Source organism: Haloarcula sp. 1CSR25-25 (genome assembly GCF_032027985.1).
Taxonomy (GTDB): domain Archaea; phylum Halobacteriota; class Halobacteria; order Halobacteriales; family Haloarculaceae; genus Haloarcula.
This window is the reverse complement of sequence record NZ_JAHYBW010000003.1, coordinates 506,658-527,832: the sequence shown is the minus strand read 5'-3', so window position 1 is coordinate 527,832 and position 21,175 is coordinate 506,658. Positions and strand designations below refer to the sequence as shown.

Annotated in this window: 20 protein-coding genes and 1 tRNA gene; 8 read left to right on the top strand and 13 right to left on the bottom strand. The window is 65.2% G+C overall.

What is annotated here, in order from left to right:
- Positions 1-55 precede the first annotated feature (55 nt).
- From purD to KZ498_RS12330, 3 genes are read left to right on the top strand one after another with little or no spacing between them, the layout of a single operon-like run.
- Positions 56-1,408, top strand: a complete 1,353-nt coding sequence (gene purD, locus KZ498_RS12340) for a phosphoribosylamine--glycine ligase (RefSeq protein WP_312619191.1) — start codon at positions 56-58, stop codon at positions 1,406-1,408.
- A 58-nt stretch (positions 1,409-1,466) separates the two neighbouring features.
- Positions 1,467-2,963 (top strand): TrkH family potassium uptake protein, encoded by a 1,497-nt coding sequence (locus tag KZ498_RS12335; protein WP_312619190.1) that lies wholly within the window; start codon positions 1,467-1,469, stop codon positions 2,961-2,963.
- 20 nt (positions 2,964-2,983) lie between these two features.
- Entirely contained in the window at positions 2,984-3,532 is a 549-nt protein-coding gene (locus tag KZ498_RS12330; RefSeq protein ID WP_312619322.1) for an acyltransferase, read from the top strand.
- 41 nt (positions 3,533-3,573) lie between these two features.
- Here KZ498_RS12330 and KZ498_RS12325 read toward each other — a convergent pair whose 3' ends face one another.
- From KZ498_RS12325 to KZ498_RS12310, 4 genes are all read right to left on the bottom strand, one after another.
- Entirely contained in the window at positions 3,574-4,368 is a 795-nt protein-coding gene (locus KZ498_RS12325; RefSeq protein WP_312619189.1) for a mechanosensitive ion channel domain-containing protein, read from the bottom strand.
- Between the two features lie 2 nt (positions 4,369-4,370).
- On the bottom strand, positions 4,371-5,180 hold the full coding sequence (dacZ, locus tag KZ498_RS12320; RefSeq protein ID WP_312619188.1) for a diadenylate cyclase DacZ: 810 nt from the start codon (positions 5,178-5,180) through the stop codon (positions 4,371-4,373).
- A gap of 76 nt (positions 5,181-5,256) precedes the next feature.
- Positions 5,257-6,570 carry a cobyrinic acid a,c-diamide synthase gene (locus tag KZ498_RS12315; protein ID WP_312619187.1) on the bottom strand — a complete coding sequence of 438 codons (1,314 nt, stop codon included), beginning with the start codon at positions 6,568-6,570 and terminating at the stop codon, positions 5,257-5,259.
- A 2-nt stretch (positions 6,571-6,572) separates the two neighbouring features.
- Positions 6,573-7,613 carry a nicotinate-nucleotide--dimethylbenzimidazole phosphoribosyltransferase gene (locus KZ498_RS12310; protein ID WP_312619186.1) on the bottom strand — a complete coding sequence of 347 codons (1,041 nt, stop codon included), beginning with the start codon at positions 7,611-7,613 and terminating at the stop codon, positions 6,573-6,575.
- Positions 7,614-7,699: 86 nt separating this feature from the next.
- On the opposite strand from KZ498_RS12310, the gene KZ498_RS12305 reads away from it, so the two are divergent.
- Positions 7,700-7,924 carry a hypothetical protein gene (locus KZ498_RS12305; RefSeq protein ID WP_312619185.1) on the top strand — a complete coding sequence of 75 codons (225 nt, stop codon included), beginning with the start codon at positions 7,700-7,702 and terminating at the stop codon, positions 7,922-7,924.
- A gap of 381 nt (positions 7,925-8,305) precedes the next feature.
- Here KZ498_RS12305 and KZ498_RS12300 read toward each other — a convergent pair.
- Positions 8,306-8,407, bottom strand: a tRNA-OTHER gene (locus KZ498_RS12300).
- Between the two features lie 211 nt (positions 8,408-8,618).
- Here KZ498_RS12300 and KZ498_RS12295 point away from each other — a divergent pair.
- Complete coding sequence (locus tag KZ498_RS12295; protein WP_312619184.1) at positions 8,619-8,939, top strand: cupin domain-containing protein; 321 nt, start codon at positions 8,619-8,621, stop codon at positions 8,937-8,939.
- A gap of 39 nt (positions 8,940-8,978) precedes the next feature.
- Here the strand turns inward: KZ498_RS12295 and KZ498_RS12290 are convergent, their stop codons facing one another.
- A complete protein-coding gene (locus KZ498_RS12290; protein WP_312619183.1) occupies positions 8,979-10,805 on the bottom strand; it encodes an FAD-binding protein in 1,827 nt (608 codons plus the stop codon).
- A 247-nt stretch (positions 10,806-11,052) separates the two neighbouring features.
- On the opposite strand from KZ498_RS12290, the gene KZ498_RS12285 reads away from it, so the two are divergent.
- Both KZ498_RS12285 and KZ498_RS12280 read left to right on the top strand, forming a co-directional pair.
- Entirely contained in the window at positions 11,053-12,402 is a 1,350-nt protein-coding gene (locus KZ498_RS12285; RefSeq protein WP_312619181.1) for a PAS domain S-box protein, read from the top strand.
- A gap of 72 nt (positions 12,403-12,474) precedes the next feature.
- Positions 12,475-13,395: a 2-dehydropantoate 2-reductase gene (locus KZ498_RS12280; protein WP_312619179.1), complete on the top strand. Its 921-nt coding sequence runs from the start codon at positions 12,475-12,477 to the stop codon at positions 13,393-13,395.
- Positions 13,396-13,620: 225 nt separating this feature from the next.
- On the opposite strand, the gene KZ498_RS12275 is transcribed toward KZ498_RS12280, so the two are convergent.
- The 5 genes from KZ498_RS12275 to KZ498_RS12255 form a co-directional block, all read right to left on the bottom strand.
- Positions 13,621-14,385 carry a spondin domain-containing protein gene (locus tag KZ498_RS12275; protein WP_312619177.1) on the bottom strand — a complete coding sequence of 255 codons (765 nt, stop codon included), beginning with the start codon at positions 14,383-14,385 and terminating at the stop codon, positions 13,621-13,623.
- Positions 14,386-14,848: 463 nt separating this feature from the next.
- Entirely contained in the window at positions 14,849-15,736 is an 888-nt protein-coding gene (locus tag KZ498_RS12270; RefSeq protein ID WP_312619176.1) for a succinate dehydrogenase/fumarate reductase iron-sulfur subunit, read from the bottom strand.
- A 3-nt stretch (positions 15,737-15,739) separates the two neighbouring features.
- Positions 15,740-16,105: a succinate dehydrogenase hydrophobic membrane anchor subunit gene (locus KZ498_RS12265; protein ID WP_312619175.1), complete on the bottom strand. Its 366-nt coding sequence runs from the start codon at positions 16,103-16,105 to the stop codon at positions 15,740-15,742.
- Positions 16,105-16,524, bottom strand: a complete 420-nt coding sequence (gene sdhC / locus KZ498_RS12260) for a succinate dehydrogenase, cytochrome b556 subunit (protein ID WP_004516516.1) — start codon at positions 16,522-16,524, stop codon at positions 16,105-16,107. The genes KZ498_RS12265 and sdhC overlap by 1 nt, the downstream gene beginning before the upstream one ends.
- 99 nt (positions 16,525-16,623) lie before the next feature.
- Positions 16,624-17,646 (bottom strand): succinylglutamate desuccinylase/aspartoacylase family protein, encoded by a 1,023-nt coding sequence (locus tag KZ498_RS12255; protein ID WP_312619173.1) that lies wholly within the window; start codon positions 17,644-17,646, stop codon positions 16,624-16,626.
- 114 nt (positions 17,647-17,760) lie between these two features.
- Here KZ498_RS12255 and KZ498_RS12250 point away from each other — a divergent pair, with 114 nt between their 5' ends.
- A complete protein-coding gene (locus KZ498_RS12250; protein ID WP_312619172.1) occupies positions 17,761-19,113 on the top strand; it encodes a RimK family alpha-L-glutamate ligase in 1,353 nt (450 codons plus the stop codon).
- Positions 19,114-19,131: 18 nt separating this feature from the next.
- On the opposite strand, the gene KZ498_RS12245 is transcribed toward KZ498_RS12250, so the two are convergent.
- Both KZ498_RS12245 and KZ498_RS12240 read right to left on the bottom strand, forming a co-directional pair.
- A complete protein-coding gene (locus KZ498_RS12245; protein WP_312619170.1) occupies positions 19,132-19,743 on the bottom strand; it encodes a DNA-3-methyladenine glycosylase 2 family protein in 612 nt (203 codons plus the stop codon).
- 190 nt (positions 19,744-19,933) lie between these two features.
- Positions 19,934-21,091, bottom strand: a complete 1,158-nt coding sequence (locus tag KZ498_RS12240) for an acyl-CoA dehydrogenase family protein (protein WP_312619169.1) — start codon at positions 21,089-21,091, stop codon at positions 19,934-19,936.
- Positions 21,092-21,175: the final 84 nt, after the last annotated feature.

The following is a 21,175-nucleotide window of genomic DNA, read 5'->3' as shown; positions in this document are numbered from 1 at the left end:
GTCCCTGAACCCCGAAAAGACAATACTTACGTGAGAGCCAAACCGGCCTTCGGGTATGTCAGAGACAGTGCTGCTCGTGGGTGGCGGCGGCCGGGAACACGCGATTGCGCGCTCGCTTTCGGACTCGCCGGGGGAGCTGTACGCCTGTGCCGGCAACCGGAACCCGGGCATCGTCGCCCTCGCCGACGGCTTCGAGGCACTCGACACGACCAACCCGACGGCCGTGACGACCTACGCCCGGGAGGTCGACGCCACGCTCGCCGTCATCGGCCCCGAGGCGGCACTCGCCGCCGGGGTCGCCGACGCGCTGGACGACGCCGGCGTCTACACCTTCGGGCCCCAGGAGGCGGAGGCCCGCATCGAGACCGACAAGGCGTTCCAGCGGCGGTTCATGCGGGAACACGACATCCCCGGCTGCCCGGATTTCGAGACGTTCGAGGACATGGACGCCGCCTGCGAGTACATCGACGAGTACGACGGCGACCTCGCAGTCAAGCCCGCCGGCCTCACCGGCGGCAAGGGCGTCCGGGTCATCGGCGAACAGTGCACCGCCGAGGAGGCCAAGGAGTACCTCCGGAACTCGGGGTACGACCGCGTCGTCCTCGAGGAGCGCCTCGTCGGCGAGGAGTTCACCGTGCAGGCGTTCGTCGCCAACGGCCAACTGCGCGTGACACCGGCAGTGCAGGACCACAAGCGCGCCTACGAGGGCGACGAGGGGCCAAACACCGGCGGGATGGGGAGCTACTCCGACGCCAGCCTCCACCTCCCGTTCATGGACGAGGACGACTACATGGACGCCGTCGAGGTGCTTCGAGCGACTGTCGGGGCGCTGGACGGCTACAAGGGCGTCCTCTACGGGCAGTTCATGCTCACCGAGACCGGGCCCCGCGTGGTGGAGTTCAACGCGCGCTTTGGCGACCCCGAGGCGATGAACACGCTGCCGGTACTCAACACGGACTTCCTCGAGGTGCTGACCGCCGCCCGCGACGAGGACCCCCTGCCACAGCTCTCCTTTCGCCCGATGGCGACCGTCTGTAAGTACGCCGTTCCGGACGGCTATCCGACCGACCCCGACGCCGGGGCGCAGGTGACAATCGACGACGACGTCATCGCAGACGTCGTCACGGACCATCGCGAGCAGTCCGGTGGCGACTCGGAGACGGCCCCGGAGGCGATGCTGTTCTACGCCAGCGTCGACGACCGCGAGGACGGTATCTACACGACCACGTCGCGGTCCTACGCCGTGGTAGGACTTGCGGAGACGATTAGCGACGCGGAGGCAATCGCCGAGGAGGCGCTCCAGCGGGCCGGCACGGAGGGGTTGCGGGTACGGCACGACATCGGCAGGGCCGACCTCGTCCAGCAGCGGATCGACCACATGGACGACATCCGCGGCGGCGCGGACTGAGCGCCGTGCTGTCGGCACCAGCCTACTGTAAACGGCGGGCCACGGATGGTGAGTCACGGTGGCGCTGACCACCGTCGACGTGCGATCGTCGCTGAACGTTCTCGGCGCGATACTGCAGTGGCTGGCCGTCCCGCTGGTGATTCCCACCGTCGTCGCTGTCATCTACGGCGAGTCGCCGCTCCCGTATCTGGTCACGATAGCGATTACTCTCGGCGTCGGCACGGCGCTCACCCGTCTGCGCCGTGACCGCATACACGACCGCGAGGCGTTTCTAACGGTGTCGCTGGCCTGGCTTTCCATCGCCGTTGTCGGGGCAATACCGCTGTACATCGAGGGAACCGGCGTGTTCGCCAGCCCCGTCAATGCCCTGTTCGAGGGCATGAGCGGCATCACGACCACGGGTGCGACTGTCATCCGGGACTTCGACGTCCACTCGCAGGCGCTGCTGATGTGGCGGCAGGTCCTCCAGTGGCTCGGCGGACTTGGGGTGCTTTTGCTCGCGACGGCGGTTCTCTCGCGGCTCTCCGTCGCTGGTGCACAGCTCATGGAGACGGAGACGCGGACAGAGAACGTCACGAAGCTCACTCCCGGTATCGAGGACACGGCGCGCATCCTCGGCTCGCTGTATCTGGCGCTGACAGCGGTGGCGGCGCTGATTCTCTTCGGCCTGGGTACGAGCGGTCTCGCACCGGAGATGACGCTTTTCGACGCGATTGCCCACGCCTTCACCGCTATCGCGACGGCGGGGTTCTCCCCGCGGGCCGAGAGCATCGGCGCGTTCTCGCCGGCCGTCCAGTGGGCGGTGACGCTGTTCATGATTGTCGGTGCGACGAACTTCGTCCTGCTGTACGCCCTCATTCGGGGCGATACCGACCGGCTCCGGGACAGCGAGGAGTTCCACTTCTACCTGGGTATTCTCGGGGTCGGCTCCCTGCTGGTGACTACGTTGCTCCTCCTCGACCAGGGCGTTCCAGGCGGTGTCGGGGCGTCGATTCGTCACGCCGTCTTCCAGACCGCCGCTATCGTCACGACGACCGGCTACGCCTCGACGGACTTCAACGCCTGGTCGGCCGGGGCGAAGAACCTCCTCTTCGTGATGATGTTCATCGGCGGGATGGCCGGGAGCACGACCTGCTCGGTCAAGACGCTGCGCTGGCTCATCGTCACCAAGTCGTTCTGGCGGGACCTGAACGTCTCGGCCCACCGCCAGAGCGTCCGGCCGGTCCGACTGGGGGACGAGGCCGTGAGCGAAGCCACCGTCCGGGACGTGTACGCCTACACGCTGGTGGCGCTGGTGTTCTTTATCTTCGGCACGCTCTTGCTCGTCGTGGACAGCGAGCTGTCCGGTGTGCCGATAACCGAGTTCGAAGCGCTCAGCGCGGCTGCATCGATGTTCTTCAACATCGGGCCGGCATTCGGACGGGCCGGCCCCTACGGGACCTACGAGGGATTCGCCCGGTCGAGCAAGCTGATGATGGTCCTGCTGATGTGGGTCGGCCGCATCGAGATTGTCCCAGTGATGGTGATGCTGACGCCGACGTTCTGGACGCGGTGACTGCCGCCGAGCCGACGGGTTTGATTACCGCGGCCCCGTACACGACGGACGTGAGTGGCCCACGACACGACCGGCTGACCCAGCACCCGACGCCCGGCCCGCACAACTCGCTGTTCCCGTGGCCGGACGCCAAACACCCGCTCCGGGTGATGGTGAACTACGTCGTCATTCTCGTCTGTCGCATCTCGCCGAGCCTTCGGCTGAAGAACTGGCTGCTGGCCCGGCTCGGCGTCACCGTCGGCGACGGCGTCGCATGGGGGCTGGAGTCGACGCCCGACGTGTTCTGGCCCGAACTCATAACCGTCGAGGACCACGCCATCATCGGCTACGACGCGACGCTGCTGTGTCACGAGTTCCTGCAGGACGAGTACCGGACCGGCGAGGTGGTCGTCGGCGAACGGGCGATGATCGGTGCGGGCGCGGTGGTCCTCCCCGGCGTCGAAATCGGTGCGGGCGCACAGGTCGCTGCGAACTCGCTCGTTGATAGAGACGTCCCCCCGGAGACGACTGTCGCTGGCGTCCCGGCCGAACCGCTCGGTTCGGACGAAGCGGCGACCGAACAGGCGTAGCGCCGCTCAGCTCCGGATGCGGCCGAGAGACATGACCCCGCCTAGCTCCGGATGCGGACGATACCCGCGTTGAACACGCGCTTGTTCGGGATGATGTACTCCTCGCCGTCGCTCTCGATGCGCGTCACGAGGATGTCAACCTCCTGAACGATGCCGCTCTTGTCGCCGATGACGACCTCGTCGCCGATGCTGTATGGCTCTGTCAGGAGGAGGTAGATACCGGCCGCACCGGCCTGCAGGATGTCTTTCAGTGCCAGCCCGCAGACGAACACCAGCCCGAACGCGTACGCTCCGAGTAGGATGAGCAGGGCCAGGGTTTCGACCCCCAGCTGCCCGAGTGCGATGAGCACCGCGAGATAGAAGATGCTGTACTTGACGAGCTCGGGCAGGACCGTCGCCTCGGGCATCTTGACGCTGCGCAGTCGCTCGGAGACGACGAGCTTGGCCTTATCGCCCGCGATGAGGCCGATGATGACGGCAAAGAGGGCGATAAACAGGTCGGGCAGGAACGACGTGAAGCGGGCCCAGTACAGTTCCGGGTCGGTCAGTTGTGCGATGTTGAGGACGGCAGTGACCGTCGTGATGTAGATGAAAAGCGCCGCCAGGTTCGAGACGATGCCGACGGTCGACGTTCCGAGTCCCCTCGCCGTCCGCTCGAAGGGCGTGCCCTCGACCGCTTCGGGCACACCGAGTTCGCGCATGAACCGCCTGGACGAGCGCCAGACCAGATAGCCCAGAACGATGCCCACAGCCAGTACCACGAGCGAAAAGATGAACGTCCCCTGTGGCGAGAACACCCGCCGTATGATGGTCGCCCAGTCGTAGCCGAACTGCATCCTCAGTACTCCTCGGGGTCGATTTCGAGGACCAGCTCCCCGCCTTTGAACGCCCGTACCAGTCCGTCGCTCTCCGAGAGAACGATGGCCGTCGCGGTGGTGTCACGGGTGATTGCGCCGGCCGCCATGTGCCTGGCTCCGAGCCCCTTGGGGATGTCGACTCCCTCCGCGGAGGGTTCGAGATACCGGTACGCGGAGACGATCTTGCCGGCGTCGGAGATGACGAACGCGCCGTCGAGCCGCGAGAACTCCTTGAGCATCACGTTGACGATGGGGTCGCCCACGTGGACGTGGGACTTCTCGAAGGGGTTGTACGACAGCGGCCGGGACTTGTTCATCACCTTGCCGGCGTCGCCAACGACGAACAGAGCGCCGACGGGCTTGCCCTTCTGCCCTTTCTTCCCCAGTTCGATGGCGACCTCGAAGACGTCGCGGACGACGCTCGCGTCCGCCCTGGAGTTGACGAACATGTCGTACACGCCGGAGGGAGAGAAGTTGTTGGTCTGGACCCGCACGAGTGTGTTCTGTGCGCCATCCAGCACTTCGGTCACACAGAGCACCTCGTCGCCCTCGTCGACGATGCCCTGCTCCAGCGCGCCCTCGATACCGAAGCGAAGGCGGCCTTCGAGGTCGGTGAAAGCGATCGGCAGTTCGACGAACGGCTCCGCATCGAGGGTGTTCTCCGGGCCGACGACGATAATCTCCTCGTCGACGTCGTCGAACTCCTCGAAAAACGACGCGTTCGGGGAAAACAGGAACACGGAGTCGACGTCTGCGACCAGGTCTCCGAGCAGGTCGCGCAACTCGTTCATTATCAGAACGATGCTGTCTGTCGAAAAAAAGGTTGCGGGCGGTCAGCCGCGCGTCTGACTGCAGTTCCTTCCAGCGTCACTTCGAAGGCACTGCGAGCAGACGGTCGAAGGCACCACTCTCGCCGTGGCAGTGGCAATACGTGCCGACGGTGTTGTACTCGGTGAGACCGTCCCGTTCACCGTCGATGCCGTCGCCGCGGACCACGTCGAAGGCCAACGACGCGTCGGCGTCGAGGTCTGCGGCCGAGTAGTGGAACTCGTGCCCGCGGAGGTGCGCCCCCGACGCGGCCGTAACGGTGTCCGACCGCGCGCTGAGTTCCACGTGGTCGAGCGCCTGGTACCGGTCCCGCATCTCGATGTCCGCTGGGAGGACCCCGGCCATCTCGTAGGTGTCGCCGTCGGTCGTCGTCAGTGATTGGGACAGCGCCATCAGACCACCACACTCGCCGTAGATGGGGACGCCGTCAGCTCCACGGGCGGCTATCTCATCGAGCGTCCCGCCGGTTTCGAGCGCCTGCCCGTGGAGCTCCGGATAGCCGCCGGGCAGATATATCGCGTCGGCGTCGGGCACCGGGTCGCCGGCGACCGGCGAGAAGGGCTCGACGGTCGCCTCGGACCGGAGCCGTTCGAGCACCGAGGGGTAGGTGAAACAGAACGCGCCGTCCTGTGCGACGGCGACCCGGCGGTCGGCCGCCGAGCCGTCATTGTCTGTCTCCGCCGGCGCAACCCTCGGCGGTGCCCGTGTCGCGTCGACCAACCGCTCGACATCGATGGTCTCTGCCGCCGTTTCGAGCGCGTCGCGGTCGAGGCCGGCCTCAGAGCCCATATGCAACCCGAGGTGGCGGTCGGGAATCTCCAGGTCCGACATCGGCGGAATCCGGCCGAAGTAGGCGAGGTCCTCCGGGAGTGCGTCTCTGATACCGTCGGCGTGTCGGCCACCGTGAGCACGCTGTGCGAGGATGCCGGCCACGTCGATGTCCACCCCGATGCGGTCGGCGTACTGCGCGAACCCGAGCGCCGTCGCGGCGACGCTCTCCATGCCCGCCTTCGCGTCCACGACCAGGACGACCGGGAGGTCCAACCCCTCGGCGACCGCCGCCGTCGACGTCTTGCTCCCGTCGTAGAGGCCCATCACGCCCTCCACGATGCAGATGTCACCCGTGCCGCGCCAGTAGGTGCGACACATTCCGTCCTCGCCCGCGAGCCAGGGGTCGAGCGTCCGCGAGGGCGTGTCGACGAGCGCCTCGTGGTGGCTCGGGTCGATGAAGTCCGGGCCCGCCTTGGCCGGTTGGGGCTGATATCCGGCGTCTTCGAGCACTGTCAGGGTCGCAAGCGTCGCGACGGTCTTGCCGACACCGGAGCTCGTGCCGGCGAGGACGACTCCCTCCATCGTCACGGCCCCTCCCCGGCCGTCGCTGTGGCCGCCTCGCCGATGAGCTCGTCGTAAATGGTCGCGAACCGGTCCCGGACCTCCGCCATCGGGATGCCGGCGCGGTCTGCGAGCGCCAGCGCGCCGCCCATGCCCACTCCCTCCTTGGCCTCGCCGGCGACGAACCGTTCCATCGCGACGTGGTCGCCCCGGTCGAAGCCGGGGTCCGTCACCGTCAGGTCGAGGTCGAGTCGGTCCGCCGATTCCCGCACGTCGGCGCTCTCGTCGGCAGCCACGTAGCTCGTCGTGGCGAGCCCGAGTGGCCCCTCGTAGCCGCCGTGGCGGACCAAGGCGGCGACGGCGACGCACTGGCTGCCGCCGGCCAGCGTCACGGCGGTGTCGCTCTCGACGGCCCCCGCGGCCAGGCCGGCGAGCGTTGCCAGGACGGGGTCACCCATCCGGCGGACCGCTCGTTTCGGTTCGCCTGCGGCGTCGCCCGGCGCTAGCGAACTGGCCCGGAGCCCCTCGGCGACCAGCTTCTCTTTCTGTTCTGTAGGATTCTCCGGAAGGGACGAGGAGACCATCCCCGTCTCGCCCAGCGCACGAAGGACGCCCAGCGCCGTCGTCGTCCCGCCGGGGATGGTCTCGCCCAGATACAGCTCGTCGGCCGGGAGCGCGTGGCCGAACTGTCGGGCGGCCGCGAACGCCCCGTGGGCCGTCGGCACCGGGTCCTGCTCCGCGATGTCCCTGCCCGGGCGTGCGCCGACGGAGACTGTCGGCGCCGCGGTCTTCTCGGCAAGTCCGCCGTCGACGACTGTGACGTCGACCCCCAGCACTTCCCGGACGGCCCGTGTCACCAGCGCCGGCGTCGGACAGCCGCTGGGGCTGACTGGTGTCACGCCCGTCCGGACCGGACTGCCGTAGGTCACCAATTCCGCGTCCGCCGCGGGCGTCACCGGCATCAGCTCGGGATCGGCTCCGGCGGCGCTGATCCCTGCTCGACCCGCGGTCTCCGTGGTTCCTGCGACGAGTGCGAAGCGCGTTCCGCGACCGGGTGAAGTCATTGTGCTTGTATTAGGACAACTCGAGTTTAATACCTTGGTGCCCGGGCGGCGTATGATTTATGCCGCCCGCCCCCGGTTGCCCGAACATGGACGATTTTGACGAGCTGCTCTCGTCGTTGACGCCGCGCGAGGACAACGAGGCGATCGCTTCCTATCAGAACACGACGGCCGTGGCCTGTCCGTCCTGCCAAGAGCCCTTCGACGACATGGTCGTCTGCAAGCAGGAGTTCACCTCCCTCAACCTCGATTTCGAGATGGACCTCTGTACCACTATCAACGACGAGAACGTCGTGCTGTTTACGCACAAGTAACTGCCTGGGCTGAAGCGGCTCGTTGCCGTTTCTTCGGCTGCGTTCTACCGGACCAGCGTGGGGAACCCTGATTGCTACGGGTAAAAATATCGAATGTGATAATCGTAGCGCTGGTTTTTTATATCCTCTCTCGCCATGGCTTAGATAGGCACCGTACTGGTGCCGCACCACCCCCCACCCCCACCCCCCACATTCCTTACCTTTCCACTTCCTGCGAGGCGTCGGCTCCGACAGCGACGGTCTCCGGTACCCGATGGCCCTACAGCCGGGGCTGAGTTCCGGGCCCGGCGTCGGTCCGGGTCAGTCGACCCGTTAGACGCGACCGTCCGGCGTGTCACCGCCGAAGCCGATTGCGTTTGCTACTGGCGAAACAGAAGACGATGGAAGGGGCGGGAGTCGAACCACGCGGAGCCCTTTGCGGGGTAACCACCAACCGATTCTGGCATGTTGGTCGGTAGCGCTCTACCACTGAGCCACCCTTCCAAGCTACCTTCGATACGGTCCTGACAACCAAGTAAGTGATGATTCCGGGTGTTTGCGCACCCAGTACCCTCGGCATCGAACTGGGGATAGTCGACCCCGGATGTCCCGAATCGGTAGCGATGCCGGAAGCAGGCCCGACCGTCGCATCCAGGGCAATATCCTTTCGGATTCACAACAACTTATTTGCTGCTGGGCGGCGACAGCGGCGCACGTGAGCTACACGAAAGTCAATTACACCGATGTGGAACCGGTCGCCGATGCGATGCACTTCCTCCGGGACCCCCTGGAGTGCGAGCAGGTGGGCGTCACTGTGCTGGACTGTGACGCCGGCTGGACCGGCAAACCACACGACCACGCCGACGAGGGACACGAAGAGGTGTACGTCCTGGTCGAGGGAGCCGCGACCGTCGAGGTTGACGGCGAAGCGGTAGCTATGGCTGCGGGCGATGCGATCAGACTCCCGCCGGAGGCGGAGCGAACAATTCACAACGGGGATACCGAGAGCACGTTCGTCCTCGTCGGCGCACCCTGACACTCGCAGAAACAGTTCCGGCAGCCGGTGGGCAGGTCGTCAGTACGACCGGACCTTCGGCTCGTAGGTCTCCTCGTCGCCCTCGAGGATGACTGGCTTGTAGTACAGCTCCGGCTGCCCCTCGTTCCAGGCCAGCATCGTGTGCTTTATCCACTCGTCGTCTTTGCGTTCCTGGTGCTCCGCACGCCAGTGTGCGCCGCGGAACTCCTCGCGAGCGAGCGCGCCGAGCGTGATGGCCTCGGCCACGTCGAGGATGTTGCGGGTCTCGATAGTGTGGATGAGGTCCGTGTTGTAGGTGCGCGAGGGGTCTTCGACGGCGACGTTCCCGTACTCCTTGCGCGCTGTCCGGAGGTCACGGAGGGCCTTCTCCAGGCCGCCCTCCGTCCGGAACACGTTGACGTTCTCCGTCATCGTCTCTTGGACGTCCGCACGGACTTCGGCGTGGTTGATGCCGTCGGACTCGATGAGTTCCTCGACGCGCTGACGTTCACGCTCGACAGTGCTTTCGAGGACCGCCTCTGGTTCGACCGCCGCCCCGTCGGCGGCCACGTCGTCGCTGCTGGCGTCGATTGCGCCGGGTTCGACCGGCGGCTGCACGTCACCGGGCTCGCTCTTGGCGGATGGGCCGGTCTGGATTTCTGCGGTCTTCATGTCCTTGCCGGCGGCGTGGTGGCCGGCGCGGGCACCGAACACGAGCAGTTCCGGCAGGGCGTTGCCGCCCAGTCGGTTCGCACCGTGGAGCGAGACACACGCGGTCTCGCCGGCCGCGTAGAGTCCGTCGATGCACGTCTCGCCGTTCTCGTCGCACTCGACGCCACCCATGGCGTAGTGCTGACCGGGCTTGACCGGCATCGGTTCGTCGAGGCCGTCGACGCCCTCGAAGTCCTCGGCGAGGTGGAGGATGTTCTCGAGGCGGTCGATGATGCGTTCCTCGCCGAGGTGGCGCATGTCGAGGTCGACGTACTCGTCCTCGACGCCGCGGCCCTCGTTGACCTCAGTCAGTTCGGCACGGGCGACAACGTCGCGGGAGGCCAGTTCCCCCTCGTTGTTGGCGTAGCCGTGCTCGAACATGAACCGCTCCTCGTCGTCGTTGTAGAGGATACCGCCCTCGCCACGAACACCCTCCGAGATGAGGACCCCCGTCGACGGGAGCGTGGTCGGGTGGAACTGGATCATCTCCATGTCCTCCATCGGGACGCCGGCGCGGTAGGCCATCGCACAGCCGTCACCGGTGTTGGCGACGGCGTTCGTCGTGTGGTCGAACGCCTGCCCAAGCCCGCCAGTCGCGAGAATCACGCCGTTGTTGGCCCGGAAGCCCTGTATCTCGCCGGACTTGATGTCGTAGGCGACACAGCCGTGACAGATGCGGTCCTCTGGGTCGTCGTGGTCGGTGACCGCCAGCTGGGTCACGTACCACTCGTCGTACACTTCGATGCCGCGCTTGACCGCCTGCTCGTACATCGTGTGCAGCAGGTGGTGGCCGGTTTCGGCGCCCGCGTACGTCGTCCGCGGATAGGAGAGACCGCCGAACGGGCGCTGGGAGACGCGGCCGTCGTCCTCACGTGAGAAGGGCATGCCCCAGTGTTCGAGCTGGATGACCTCTTCCGGGGCGTCTTTGGCGAAGGTGTCGATGGCGGGGGCGTCGCCGAGGTAGTCAGACCCCTTCATCGTGTCGTAAGCGTGGAGGTCCCAGGAGTCCCCTTCCTGGAGTGCGGCGTTGATTCCCCCCTCCGCGGCACCTGTGTGGCTCCGGACCGGATGGAGCTTGGTCACGAGGGCCACGTCTGCACCCTCTTCGTCCGCTGCAATCGCCGCTCTGAGGCCAGCGCCACCCGCGCCGACCACGATGACATCGTGTTCGTACATTGTGAGAGAGTCTCTCGACGTGGTTTCGGCTTAGGATTAGCCGAACTTAAGCCTCCCTGTTGCGTTACCGGCCGCTACGTCATCGGTGGGCTATGCCCGTTCCTGCACCGGGATATCCTATCAGAGAGAAAGAATTTTTGTCCTATCCGGTGGAACTATATCACGCGCTGTGAATATTTAGTAACCAACTACTGATACCAGTCACTACCGATGGTATCCCTACGGGCGCCGACCCGCCTCAACCCCGATGGCAGATCAGTATCTCACGACTACCGACGACTTCAAAGCGGTGTTAGCCGATGCACCGTCGGTACTGACAGTCACCGATAACGACCTGACGATACAGTTTGTCAGCCCGGCTATCGAACGCGTGCTCGGGTACGACGTGGACTCCCTCGTCGGCACGAACTGGCTGGACCTCGTCCACCCAGAGGACTCGGACCGGGTTCTGGCCACACTTGCGCGCGAACGGGAGGACAACGGGACCGAGTACCGGTTTCGCAACGTCGACGGCGACTGGGTCTGGCTCGAAACCATCGTCTCCACGGCCACCGAGACGGACCGTGATCACCGGGTGTTCACCTCCCGCGATGTCAGTGACCGGCCACGCTTCGAGGCCCGGTTTCACCAGTTCGTCACGCACACCTCCGACGTGCTCACTGTCTTCGACGAGCAAGGCAACGTCGACTACATCAGTCCGTCCGTCGAGCGCGTCCTCGGCTACGACCAGGACGAGATGCAAGACTCGGATCTCTTCGAGTACGTCCACCCGGACGACCTCTCGGTCGCGCTCGAGGAGTTCGGCCGGATGATAGACGAACCGGGATACGTCGCCGTCATCGAACACCGGTACCGCCACGCCGACGGCGACTGGATCTGGGCGGAGTCCCGCGGCCAGCAGGTCGCGACTGGTCCGCTCGAAGACCACGTCGTCGTGACGACCCGCGACATCTCCGAGCGGAAACGACGCGAACAGGAGCTCCAGCGACAGAACCAACGCCTCGAACGGTTCTCGGACGCGATTAGTCACGACCTACGGAACCCGCTGGACGTCCTCGACGGTTCGCTCGAACTCGCTCGCGAGACCGGCGCAGCAGAGCACTTCGAGCGTGCCGAACGGAGCATCGACCGGATGTACACGCTCATCGACGACTTGCTCGTACTCGCCAAGCAGGGCGTCGACCCAGAGGAGGTCGAAGCGGTCGACCTCGACATCCTCTCAAAACGGGCCTGGTCGATGGTGGACACGCATGATGCGACGCTGGAAACAGACGTCGAGGGCACCGTCAGAGCCGACGAGGGCGCGATGCTGGAACTGCTGGAGAACCTCTTTCGGAACGCTATCGAACACGGCGGCGACGACGTGACAGTCACCGTCGGGACGGAGTCGTGGGGGTTCTACGTCGAGGACGACGGGGCCGGATTCGTCGACGGCACTGCGGACCTGTTCGAACCCGGCTACTCGACGGCGGAGGAGGGGACCGGATTCGGGCTCTGTATCGTCGAACAGATCGCCGACTCACACAACTGGGACGTCATCGCGACTGACAGTGAAAGCGGTGGTGCGCGCTTCGAGTTCGTCTGTCGCGATACCTGAGCCGCGGTTCTGCGTTGGGGTCCGTAGCCCTCCCAAACCCATTTGACCCGGTTCGTTGTAGCTACACGGCGTATGAAACTCTGCGTCTTCGGCGCTGGCGGTATCGGCGGCTACCTCGGCGCACGACTCGCCGACGCTGGCCACGAGGTCCACCTCCTCGCCCGTGGAGCACACCTGGCCGCGTTACAGTCTGACGGGCTCCGGGTCGAGAGTATCCACGGCGATACGACGGTCGACCTCCCCGCGACCGACGACCCGGTCGAAGTCGGCGCCTGCGACGTGGTCCTGCTCTGTGTGAAGTCAAACGACACGCGCGCGGCCGCCGCGGACATGGCCCCGCTGCTCAGCGAGGGAACCGCCGTCGTCTCCTTCCAGAACGGCGTCGACAACGAGGCGTGGCTGGCCGAGACGATAGACGCGTCCCACGTGGTCGGCGGCGTGGCCTACATCTTCTCGACCATCAAGGACCCCGGCGTCGTCGAGCACACCGGCGGGCCGGCCCGGTTCGTCTACGGCGAACTCGACGGTCGGCGGACGGAGCGAATCGAGTCGCTCGACGACGCGCTCTCGGCCTGTGAGGGCGTCGACGCGGTGCTCGCCGACGACATCCGCGTCGAACTGTGGCGGAAGTTCGCCTTCATCTGCGCCCACGCGGGGATGACAGCGGCGACCAGACGGCCGGTCGGCGACCTCCGGGAAAACGAGGCGACATGGGCGATGTACCGCCGGCTCATCGAGGAAGTGTGTGCCGTCGGCCGAGCGGAGGGCGTGGCACTGCCCGACGACACCGTCTCGGAGTGGCTGGCGTTTGCCCAGGACTTCGACCCGGAGATGTACTCCTCGCTGCACTACGATCTGACCCACAACAAGCCGATGGAACTCGACGCGCTCAACGGCTCGGTGGTCCGCCACGCCGAGGACGTGGGCGTCGACGTCCCGATGAACGAGGCCGTGACCGCGATTCTGTCGCCGTGGGCCGCCGGTGGCGACTAAACGGTGGCGGCACCCGGCCGCCGCGACGTGGGACCTGAACTCCAGCGAGATACCGTGGCGGCGACAACCTTACTAGAGGTGCCACCACCCTAACAGAAGCGACAACCACACGTCGGTTCTTCGCCTGCGTTTCGGACCCGTCCGGGTGCGTTCCGCTCTGTGTTCGGACACCTCAGTTACTCCGTCTGCGTGTATCGGGGAAACACTTGGCCTGCGCGTGGTAGTTCAGAGCTGCTCGACCTGTAAGACTGCGGCCGGTTCGTCCCAGTCATACACCGACGGCGGGAGATTCCCGACCCCCTTGATGCCTGGGTGTGGCGTGATGACCCCATCCTCGGCGATATCGGGGTCGCTCTCGTCCGTCCCCTCGGGCTCGCCGCCGAGAATCAGCGTCTTCGCCGGCGGGACGAGGTCCTCGAACAGCTCGGTGTTCTGTTCAGTGCCGGCGTCGTAGCCGTTCGCGTAGTAGGTCACCGAACTGTTGGTCTCTCGCGGCAGCGGGACGGTATCGAGGCCGACGAAGCCGTCGTTGGTCGCGATGAGCATGCTGATGAACGTCAGATACCGCGCGCTGGCGTCCGCTTCGAGGTGGAGCTCTTGGTAGTACGGCAGGCCCGTGTCGCCGGGGTCGTCCTTCGGGACGAGAGGGCTTTCGCCGGCCGCTGATGCTCGAATCGCGTCCGTTTCCTCGATGAGTTCGAGTAGGGGACCGAGGTTGCCGTTCTCGGCGATCTGTTGCGTGGGCTCGTTGGCCTCGTTACCGACGGCGAACACCTCCACGCTGGGTCGGTGCAGCGCGACTGCCGGCGGCGTGAACGGCTGTCCCGGCGTGAGATTCGTTATCGTGACGCGGTACGAACGGGCGCCGTTTCCGTTGTCGTTGTCGGACTGGGCGGCGACCGATGCCCCGCCGAGTGTGAGGCCGCCGAGTGCTGCACCACCTGCAGTCAGAACGCTCCGCCTACTGAGTTGCTGTCCGTCGTCGGTCATTGTCCTGTTCTCCTGGGCCGTTGTGCGCGGTCAGTTCGCATGGAGTGACCCTCCGACTCAGAAAACGATGAGCAACTGAAAATTCGTTTTGACCAACTGGATTGCAGGTCCCTTCACACTCTCCCAATTCGGACCATACTGTCACTAAACTGTCTCGAAATGTGGATTTCTCTGATCAGGGCGTAGCGGTAAGACAGAATCACCAGATTTCTGATAGCTATAGCCTGCTATATCCACGTCTACTGTTTCGACACCACAAACGTCCGGATCCGGATGATCGGACCGAACGTCACGTTCAGCGTATCACAACCGCGGCCGGCCCACTGGTTGGTCATCACCACATCGGCACCCGCGGCCACAGCCATACACCCGTCATCGGTCCGTTCGACCCTACGACACCGGTTACATGTCGTCAGAAGTCGAGTCCGGCAGACGTACGCGTATCGGGTAGACTACCCGAAACTCACCAGAACTTGAGGTTGTTCTTGACCGCTTCCCGCTTCAGTTCCTGGATGTGTTCGGTCAGCGGGATGTCCTTCGGACACACTTCGGTACAGGAGAACTGCGTCTGGCAGCGCCAGACGCCGTGTTCCTGTTCGATGATGCGCAGGCGCTCCTGCTTGCGGTCCTCGCCCTCGCGCTCGTCCATCGCGAACCGGTAGGCCTTGTTGATGGCCGCGGGGCCGAGGTACTCGTTGTCGCCGGCGGCGATGTTACACGAGGACATGCACGCGCCACACCAGATACACCGCGTGGACATCTTGACCTTCTCGCGGTTCTCCCGGGTCTGGCGCTGTTCTTCGAGCTTGTCGTCCGGGGTCTCGTCGGCGTCGAAGTACGGCTCGACGGCCTCCATCTGGTCGTAGAAGTGCTCCATGTCGACGACGAGGTCCTTCACCACTTCCTGGTGGGGCAGCGGCTCGATGCGGACGGGGTCTTCCAGCTCGGATATCTGTGTCTTACAGCCGAGGCGCTGTCGCCCGTTGACAAACAGCGCGTCGGACCCGCAGACGGCCTGCCGACAGGAGTGTCGGAAAGTCAGCGAGGAGTCGTAGTGGTCCCGTGCGTAGATGAGCGCATCCAGGATGGTCATTCCCTTGTGGAACGGGACGCGGAAATCGTCGAAGCGTGGTTCCTTCTTCCCCTCGATTTCGGGGTCGTAGCGGAACACTTTCAGCGTAATCGTGTCCTCGTCGTCGAGCGTCTCCTCCTCGATTTCCCGCTGGGCCTTCTCCTGTGCCTGTCGTTCGTCTCGCTGTGCGCGCCGACGGTCACCCGGGGACTCGACCTCGGGCTCTGTCTCTTCGTCGGCTTCCGTCTCGGTTTCCTGTTGTTCGATTTGCGTACTCATAGTTTAGACGAGGGTCGTCATGGCCAGCGACACGCGGGTCCCCTGCACGACGAGCAGGAGGCCGGCGACGCCGAGCATGTACTTGACTGCGTTCTTCTGGGAGCCGGTGAGTCCCTGGTTGACCAGCGCGTTGTACACGCCGTTGACGCCGTGGAACGTCGCGGTCACGAGGAACAGCCACATCGTCGCGAAGTAGCTGACCTGGCTCATCCGGGCCTGCGTGCCCAGGAACGTGATGTCCGCGGCGTGGTTGACGAAGTGCAACAGCATGAAGTGGAACGCGAGCACGCCGATCAGGAACACCGCTGTCAGGCGCTGGAACAGCCAGCGACGCCCGCCCCGGTCGAAAGAGGAGTAGTGCTGTGCCATTACAGTAGCTTCCCTCCGAGGAACGTCGGCACGCTCGCGACGACGATTGCGCCCGTCAACAGGAGCGACGCGTAGAAGCTCTTGTCCTGTGATTCCAGACCCACGCCGAGGTCAACCATCAGCAGCCGAATCCCATTGAGAATGTGGAAGACAGCGACGGCCAGCAGACCGACTTCGAGGAACCGGACGATCAGCAGCGATTCGAGGCCGCTGAGTGTGCTGGTGTAGAGGTCGCTGCCTGCCTGTGCGCTCGCCGGATCGACGCCGACCGAAGTGCTCAGCACCGCGATGTGGGTGAACAGGTAGCCCACGAGAACCCAGCCGGTGAACTTGTGGAAGATCCAGGCCCACATCCCGGCCGTGAACTCCCGCCACCGTCCGAAATCCTCGACGGTGCCGCGATTGTAAGACTGACTCATACAAAGGGGGGTTAGTCCGGGGACAGATAGTAGTTTCTACAGCGGACGCGTATCGTCGGAATCCCGCCCGAAGACGTTCGTCAATTGACTACTCCGTCGTCACCAATCGTCGTCGTCCGGCCGCCGGTCCCACTCGATAGCTCGCTGTGTCCGGTCGTCGAGTCGGACCAGGTGACACAGCGGGTTGCCGGGGTACACGAGCGGGTTCTCGAGGATGCCGACCAGCAGGCCGGTAAACGGCGCACGCATCAGCGTGTTCTCCGTCTTGAACGGGTTCGTGATGGTGCAGATCACGTCGTCCTCGTACACCAGGTCGCCGCGGTCGTAGTGCATATCGACCAGCCCGCCCGAGTCCGCGCGGATCCAGGTCTTCTCGCCGGTATCGTCGATGACCGTCCGCCAGCCGGGCCACTGGACGACCTCGGAGTCCAGGAGACCGAACTCTGCGAGCACCGACCGCACGCTCTCCAGTGCCGAGTCGATGAGCGGCCGCTGGAACCGGTGGGCCTCACCCATCTCTATCGTTATGGTCGGGACGCCCGAATCGCTCAACTCACGCCGGAGCGACCCCGAGGGGCCTTCCGAGGAGATGATGACGTTCGACGCGAAGGCGTTGGCGACCCGCGCGACCGCCTTGTCACCCATGTCCGCGCGGACGTGGAGCATGTTCGTCCGTCCGCGCGTGGACGTATGGAAGTCGAGCCCGACGTCACACGGGGCCAGGAAGTTCCGGAATATTTCGTGGGCCATCCGTTTCGCGCTCGTCGATTCGGGGTCGCCGGGGAACGAGCGGTTCAGGTCGCGGTCGTAGATGGGCAGATACCGCTCCTGTGCCAGAAACGCCGGGACGTTCAGCACCGGCAGACAGATCAGCGTCCCCGCCAGCCCTTCGTGGTCCCACTCCTGTGCGACCTCCCGAACGACCTCGATGCCGTTGAGTTCGTCGCCGTGTGCCGCTGCGGTGAGAAACACTGTCGGTCCAGGTCGCTCCCCGTTGACGATGGTGACCGGCAGCCGGACGGCGTCACCCAGATACGTCTCGCTGACCGTGTAGCGAACGTTGCGGGTCTCTCCCGGCGCAACGATCCCACCGTCGTAGGTGAACGGCCTGGCCTCGTCCATGCAATCACAACGAGAGGCGGCGGGTATAATCCCTCCGGCAACGGGGCACTGTGGTGGGGCCGCGCCGCGTGCCACATCCGTACATCTATACTGGACCCGTCAGAAGGCGACAGCATGAGCGAGAAAGACATCACAGTCGGCGTTCTCAGCCTCCACTCCAGCAAGGAGTCGAAGGCCATCCTGAACGCTGTCGACGAGATGGGCTATGACACGGAGTGGCTTCGCAACGAAAACACCGCAATCAGCGTTACCGACGGTGAGATGACGCTCGAACCGTCCGTCGACGTCGTCGCGAACCGACTGTTGCTCTCCAGCGACGAACACCCCGCGGAAGGAATCGGGCTGGGGATGACTATCAGTCGGCTCGCACCGACGCTGAACGAGCCGATGGCGGCGACAACGGCCCTGCACAAGTTCGCCAGCGCCGCCGCGCTGGCCGACGCCGGCGTCCCGGTCCCGGACGCCCTGCTCGCGCTGTCGAACGAGCTGCTGAACGAGGAACGGGACCGCTTCGGAGACCGCGCAGTGTACAAGACGGCCATCGGAACCCACGGCGGCGGGACGTGGATGGTCGACCTGGAGAACCAGGTCAACGCCCAGGTCGGGGGCCGCTACGCGTTCCTACAGGAGTACATGGAACACGACAAGCAGCGCCACCACGACCTCCGCGTCTACGTCGTCGGCGACCAGATCGTCGGCGCGATGAACCGCTACGCGCCCGAGGGCGAGTGGCGGACGAACGTTGCGCTCGGCGGCGAGGTCGAGGACATGACGGGCGAACTCCCCGAGCGCGTCAGGGAGATCGCGCTCGATTCGGTCGACGCTATCGGCCTGGACTACGCCGGCGTCGACATCGTCCAGAGCGAGGACGGCTACTACGTGCTCGAAGTGAACCCCACTGCCGGATTCCGTGGCCTGTTCAAGGCCAGCGGCGTCAGCCCCGCGCCCTATATCGCCCAGCTCGCCATCGAGCGGGCCGGCGGGAGCGTCGACGAAGCGACGGTCGAGCGGCTCTCCGACCGGCTCGACGATTCCAGGCCCGCGTGTACGCCGAAGAAACCGCAGCCGAAAGCACAGGAGAACGTCGTCGTCGGCTACATCGAGGAAGTCGTCGTCACCGGAACGCAGGGGACCAAGTCCGTCCTCGCGAAGTCCGACACCGGCGCGACCCGGACCAGCATCGACGCCAAACTCGCCGCGGAAATCGGGACGGGGCCGATACTCGACATCGTCAAAATCAAGTCCGGGAGCGTCAAGTCCGGCCGTTCGCGTCCGGTCGTCGACCTCGTCGTCGGCGTCGGCGGGACCCAGCACACCGTCACGGCCAGCGTCGAAGACCGCGGGCACATGGACTACCCGCTGTTGCTGGGCCGGGACATCCTCAAACACTACCAGGTCGACGTGACCCGGCGAGCGGACGACGAGTCCGAGGTCGAAACTGAGGAAGAGGAACAGAGCGAGGAGTAACAGATATCGGCGGCGCAGTCAGTCCTCGCGCACTTCCGCGACGCTCTCGGCGATGTCCTCGCTGGCCCGCCACAGATACAGGCTCGCGTAACTGCGATACGGCGACCACCGCTCGGCGTATTCACGCATCTCCGCGCGGCTGTACCCCTCACCGACGACGGCCTGGAATCCCTTGCGAATTCCGAGGTCTCCGACCGGGAACACGTCCTCGCGGCCGAACGCGAACAGGAGTTGCATGTTCGCGGTCCAGTCGCCGACGCCCGTGATAGCGGTCAGTTCCCCGTGAATCTCCTCGTCGGAGGCGTCCTCGAACGATTCAAACGAGTAGTCGTGTTCCAGAAACGCGTCGGCGACCTCGTTGACGTAGCGGGTCTTCTGCCTAGAGAGGCCGGCGTCCCGGAGGACATCGTCGTCAGCATCCCTGATTCCCACCGGCGTCACGGTGACGGCGTCGAACAGGCGGTCCCGCGTCGCGGCGGCCGATGCCATCGATACCTGCTGGCGGAGAATCGAGACGACGAGGCGCTCGAAGAGGTCCGAGGCCGGGTCGAGCGTAAGTTCGCCGTGTGTCTCGACGAGCGGCCCGATGTCGGGGTCTGCGCGCAGCGCCTCGTGTGGCGAATTGCTCATGACTCTGTGGTACCGCCTCGACGGAAAAGAACGTGTCCGTCGGCGATGACGGGGTCGGGAGAGGCGCCATCAGCGGGGCTGACGGGCGTTAGCGTGTTGCTGACCACCGACATCTCCGGGCCACGTCGTCGACGGCGCCAGCGCCGACCGAGGCGTTCTCCCGGCGAGAGGCTCTGCACACCGGGACCGCTCAGGTCATCCCTTTGCCGAGGAGCTCTCTGGCGATGATGTTCTTCTGGATCTCGGTCGTCCCCTCGTAGATCTGGGTGATCTTGGCGTCGCGGTAGAACCGCTCGACGTCGAAGTCGTTGACGTAGCCGGCGCCGCCGTGGATCTGGACGGCCTCGTCGGCTGTCTCGACGGCGACGCGGGAGGCCTTCTCCTTGGCCATCGAGGCCAGCTGGGTGAGCTGGTCGTCGGCGTTGTCGACGCTCCAGGCGGACTTGTACGTGAGCTGGCGGGCCGCCTCGATCTCGGTGAACATCTCGGCGAGCTTGTGCTGGATGGCCTGGAACTCCGAGATCGACTGCCCGAACTGCTCGCGGTCCTGGGCGTACTCGAGGGCTCGCTCGGCGGCCCCGCGGGCGATGCCCACGCCCTGTGCGGCCACGCCGGTCCGGGTCTCGTCGAAGAACTGCATTATCTGGAGGAACCCCGCCCCGCGCGTGCCGATGAGGTTCTCTTCGGGGACGCGCACGTCATCGAGGAGGAGTTCCGCGGTGTCCGACGCGCGGATGCCAAGTTTCCCCGTTATCTTCTCGGCCTCGAACCCGTCGCGGTCGGCCTCGACGAGAATCTGGGAGAAGCCGTTGTACCGCCCCTCGGCGTCGGGGTCGGTCTGACAGAGCACGACGAAGTAGTCCCCCACCGTCCCGTTGGTAATCCACATCTTGGTACCGTTGATGACCCACTCGTCGCCGTCCTTGCGCGCCTGTGTCGACACTGAGGACACATCGGACCCCGTATCCGGCTCCGAGATGGCCGTGCCCATGATGGCGTCGCCGGTCGCCACGGGTTCCAGGTACTCCTCCTTCTGGGCCTCGGAGCCGAACCCGATGAGGGCGTCGGCACCGAACGCCGCCGACTGGATGCTCAGGCCGATACCGGGGTCGGCCGCGAACAGCTCCTCGGCGATGACGGCGTTGGTCAGCGTGTCATAGCCCGCGCCGCCGTACTCGAGCGGGATGTTCGCTCCTGTCAGGCCCATCTCCGCGGCCTTCTCGACGATTTCGCGGGGGAACTTCTCTTCCGTGTCGTACTCGGTGGCGACCGGCCTGATTTCGTTCTCGGCGAACCGAGCGATCTCGTCCTGTATCTGTCGTTGCTCGTCGGTCAGTCCGAAGTCCATGTGCGGTGTGTTGACGTGGAAAGCATTAATGGTTCGTAATCCGAAATAAACTGAAGAGTGGTTTGCTTTCGAGAGAAACGTTGA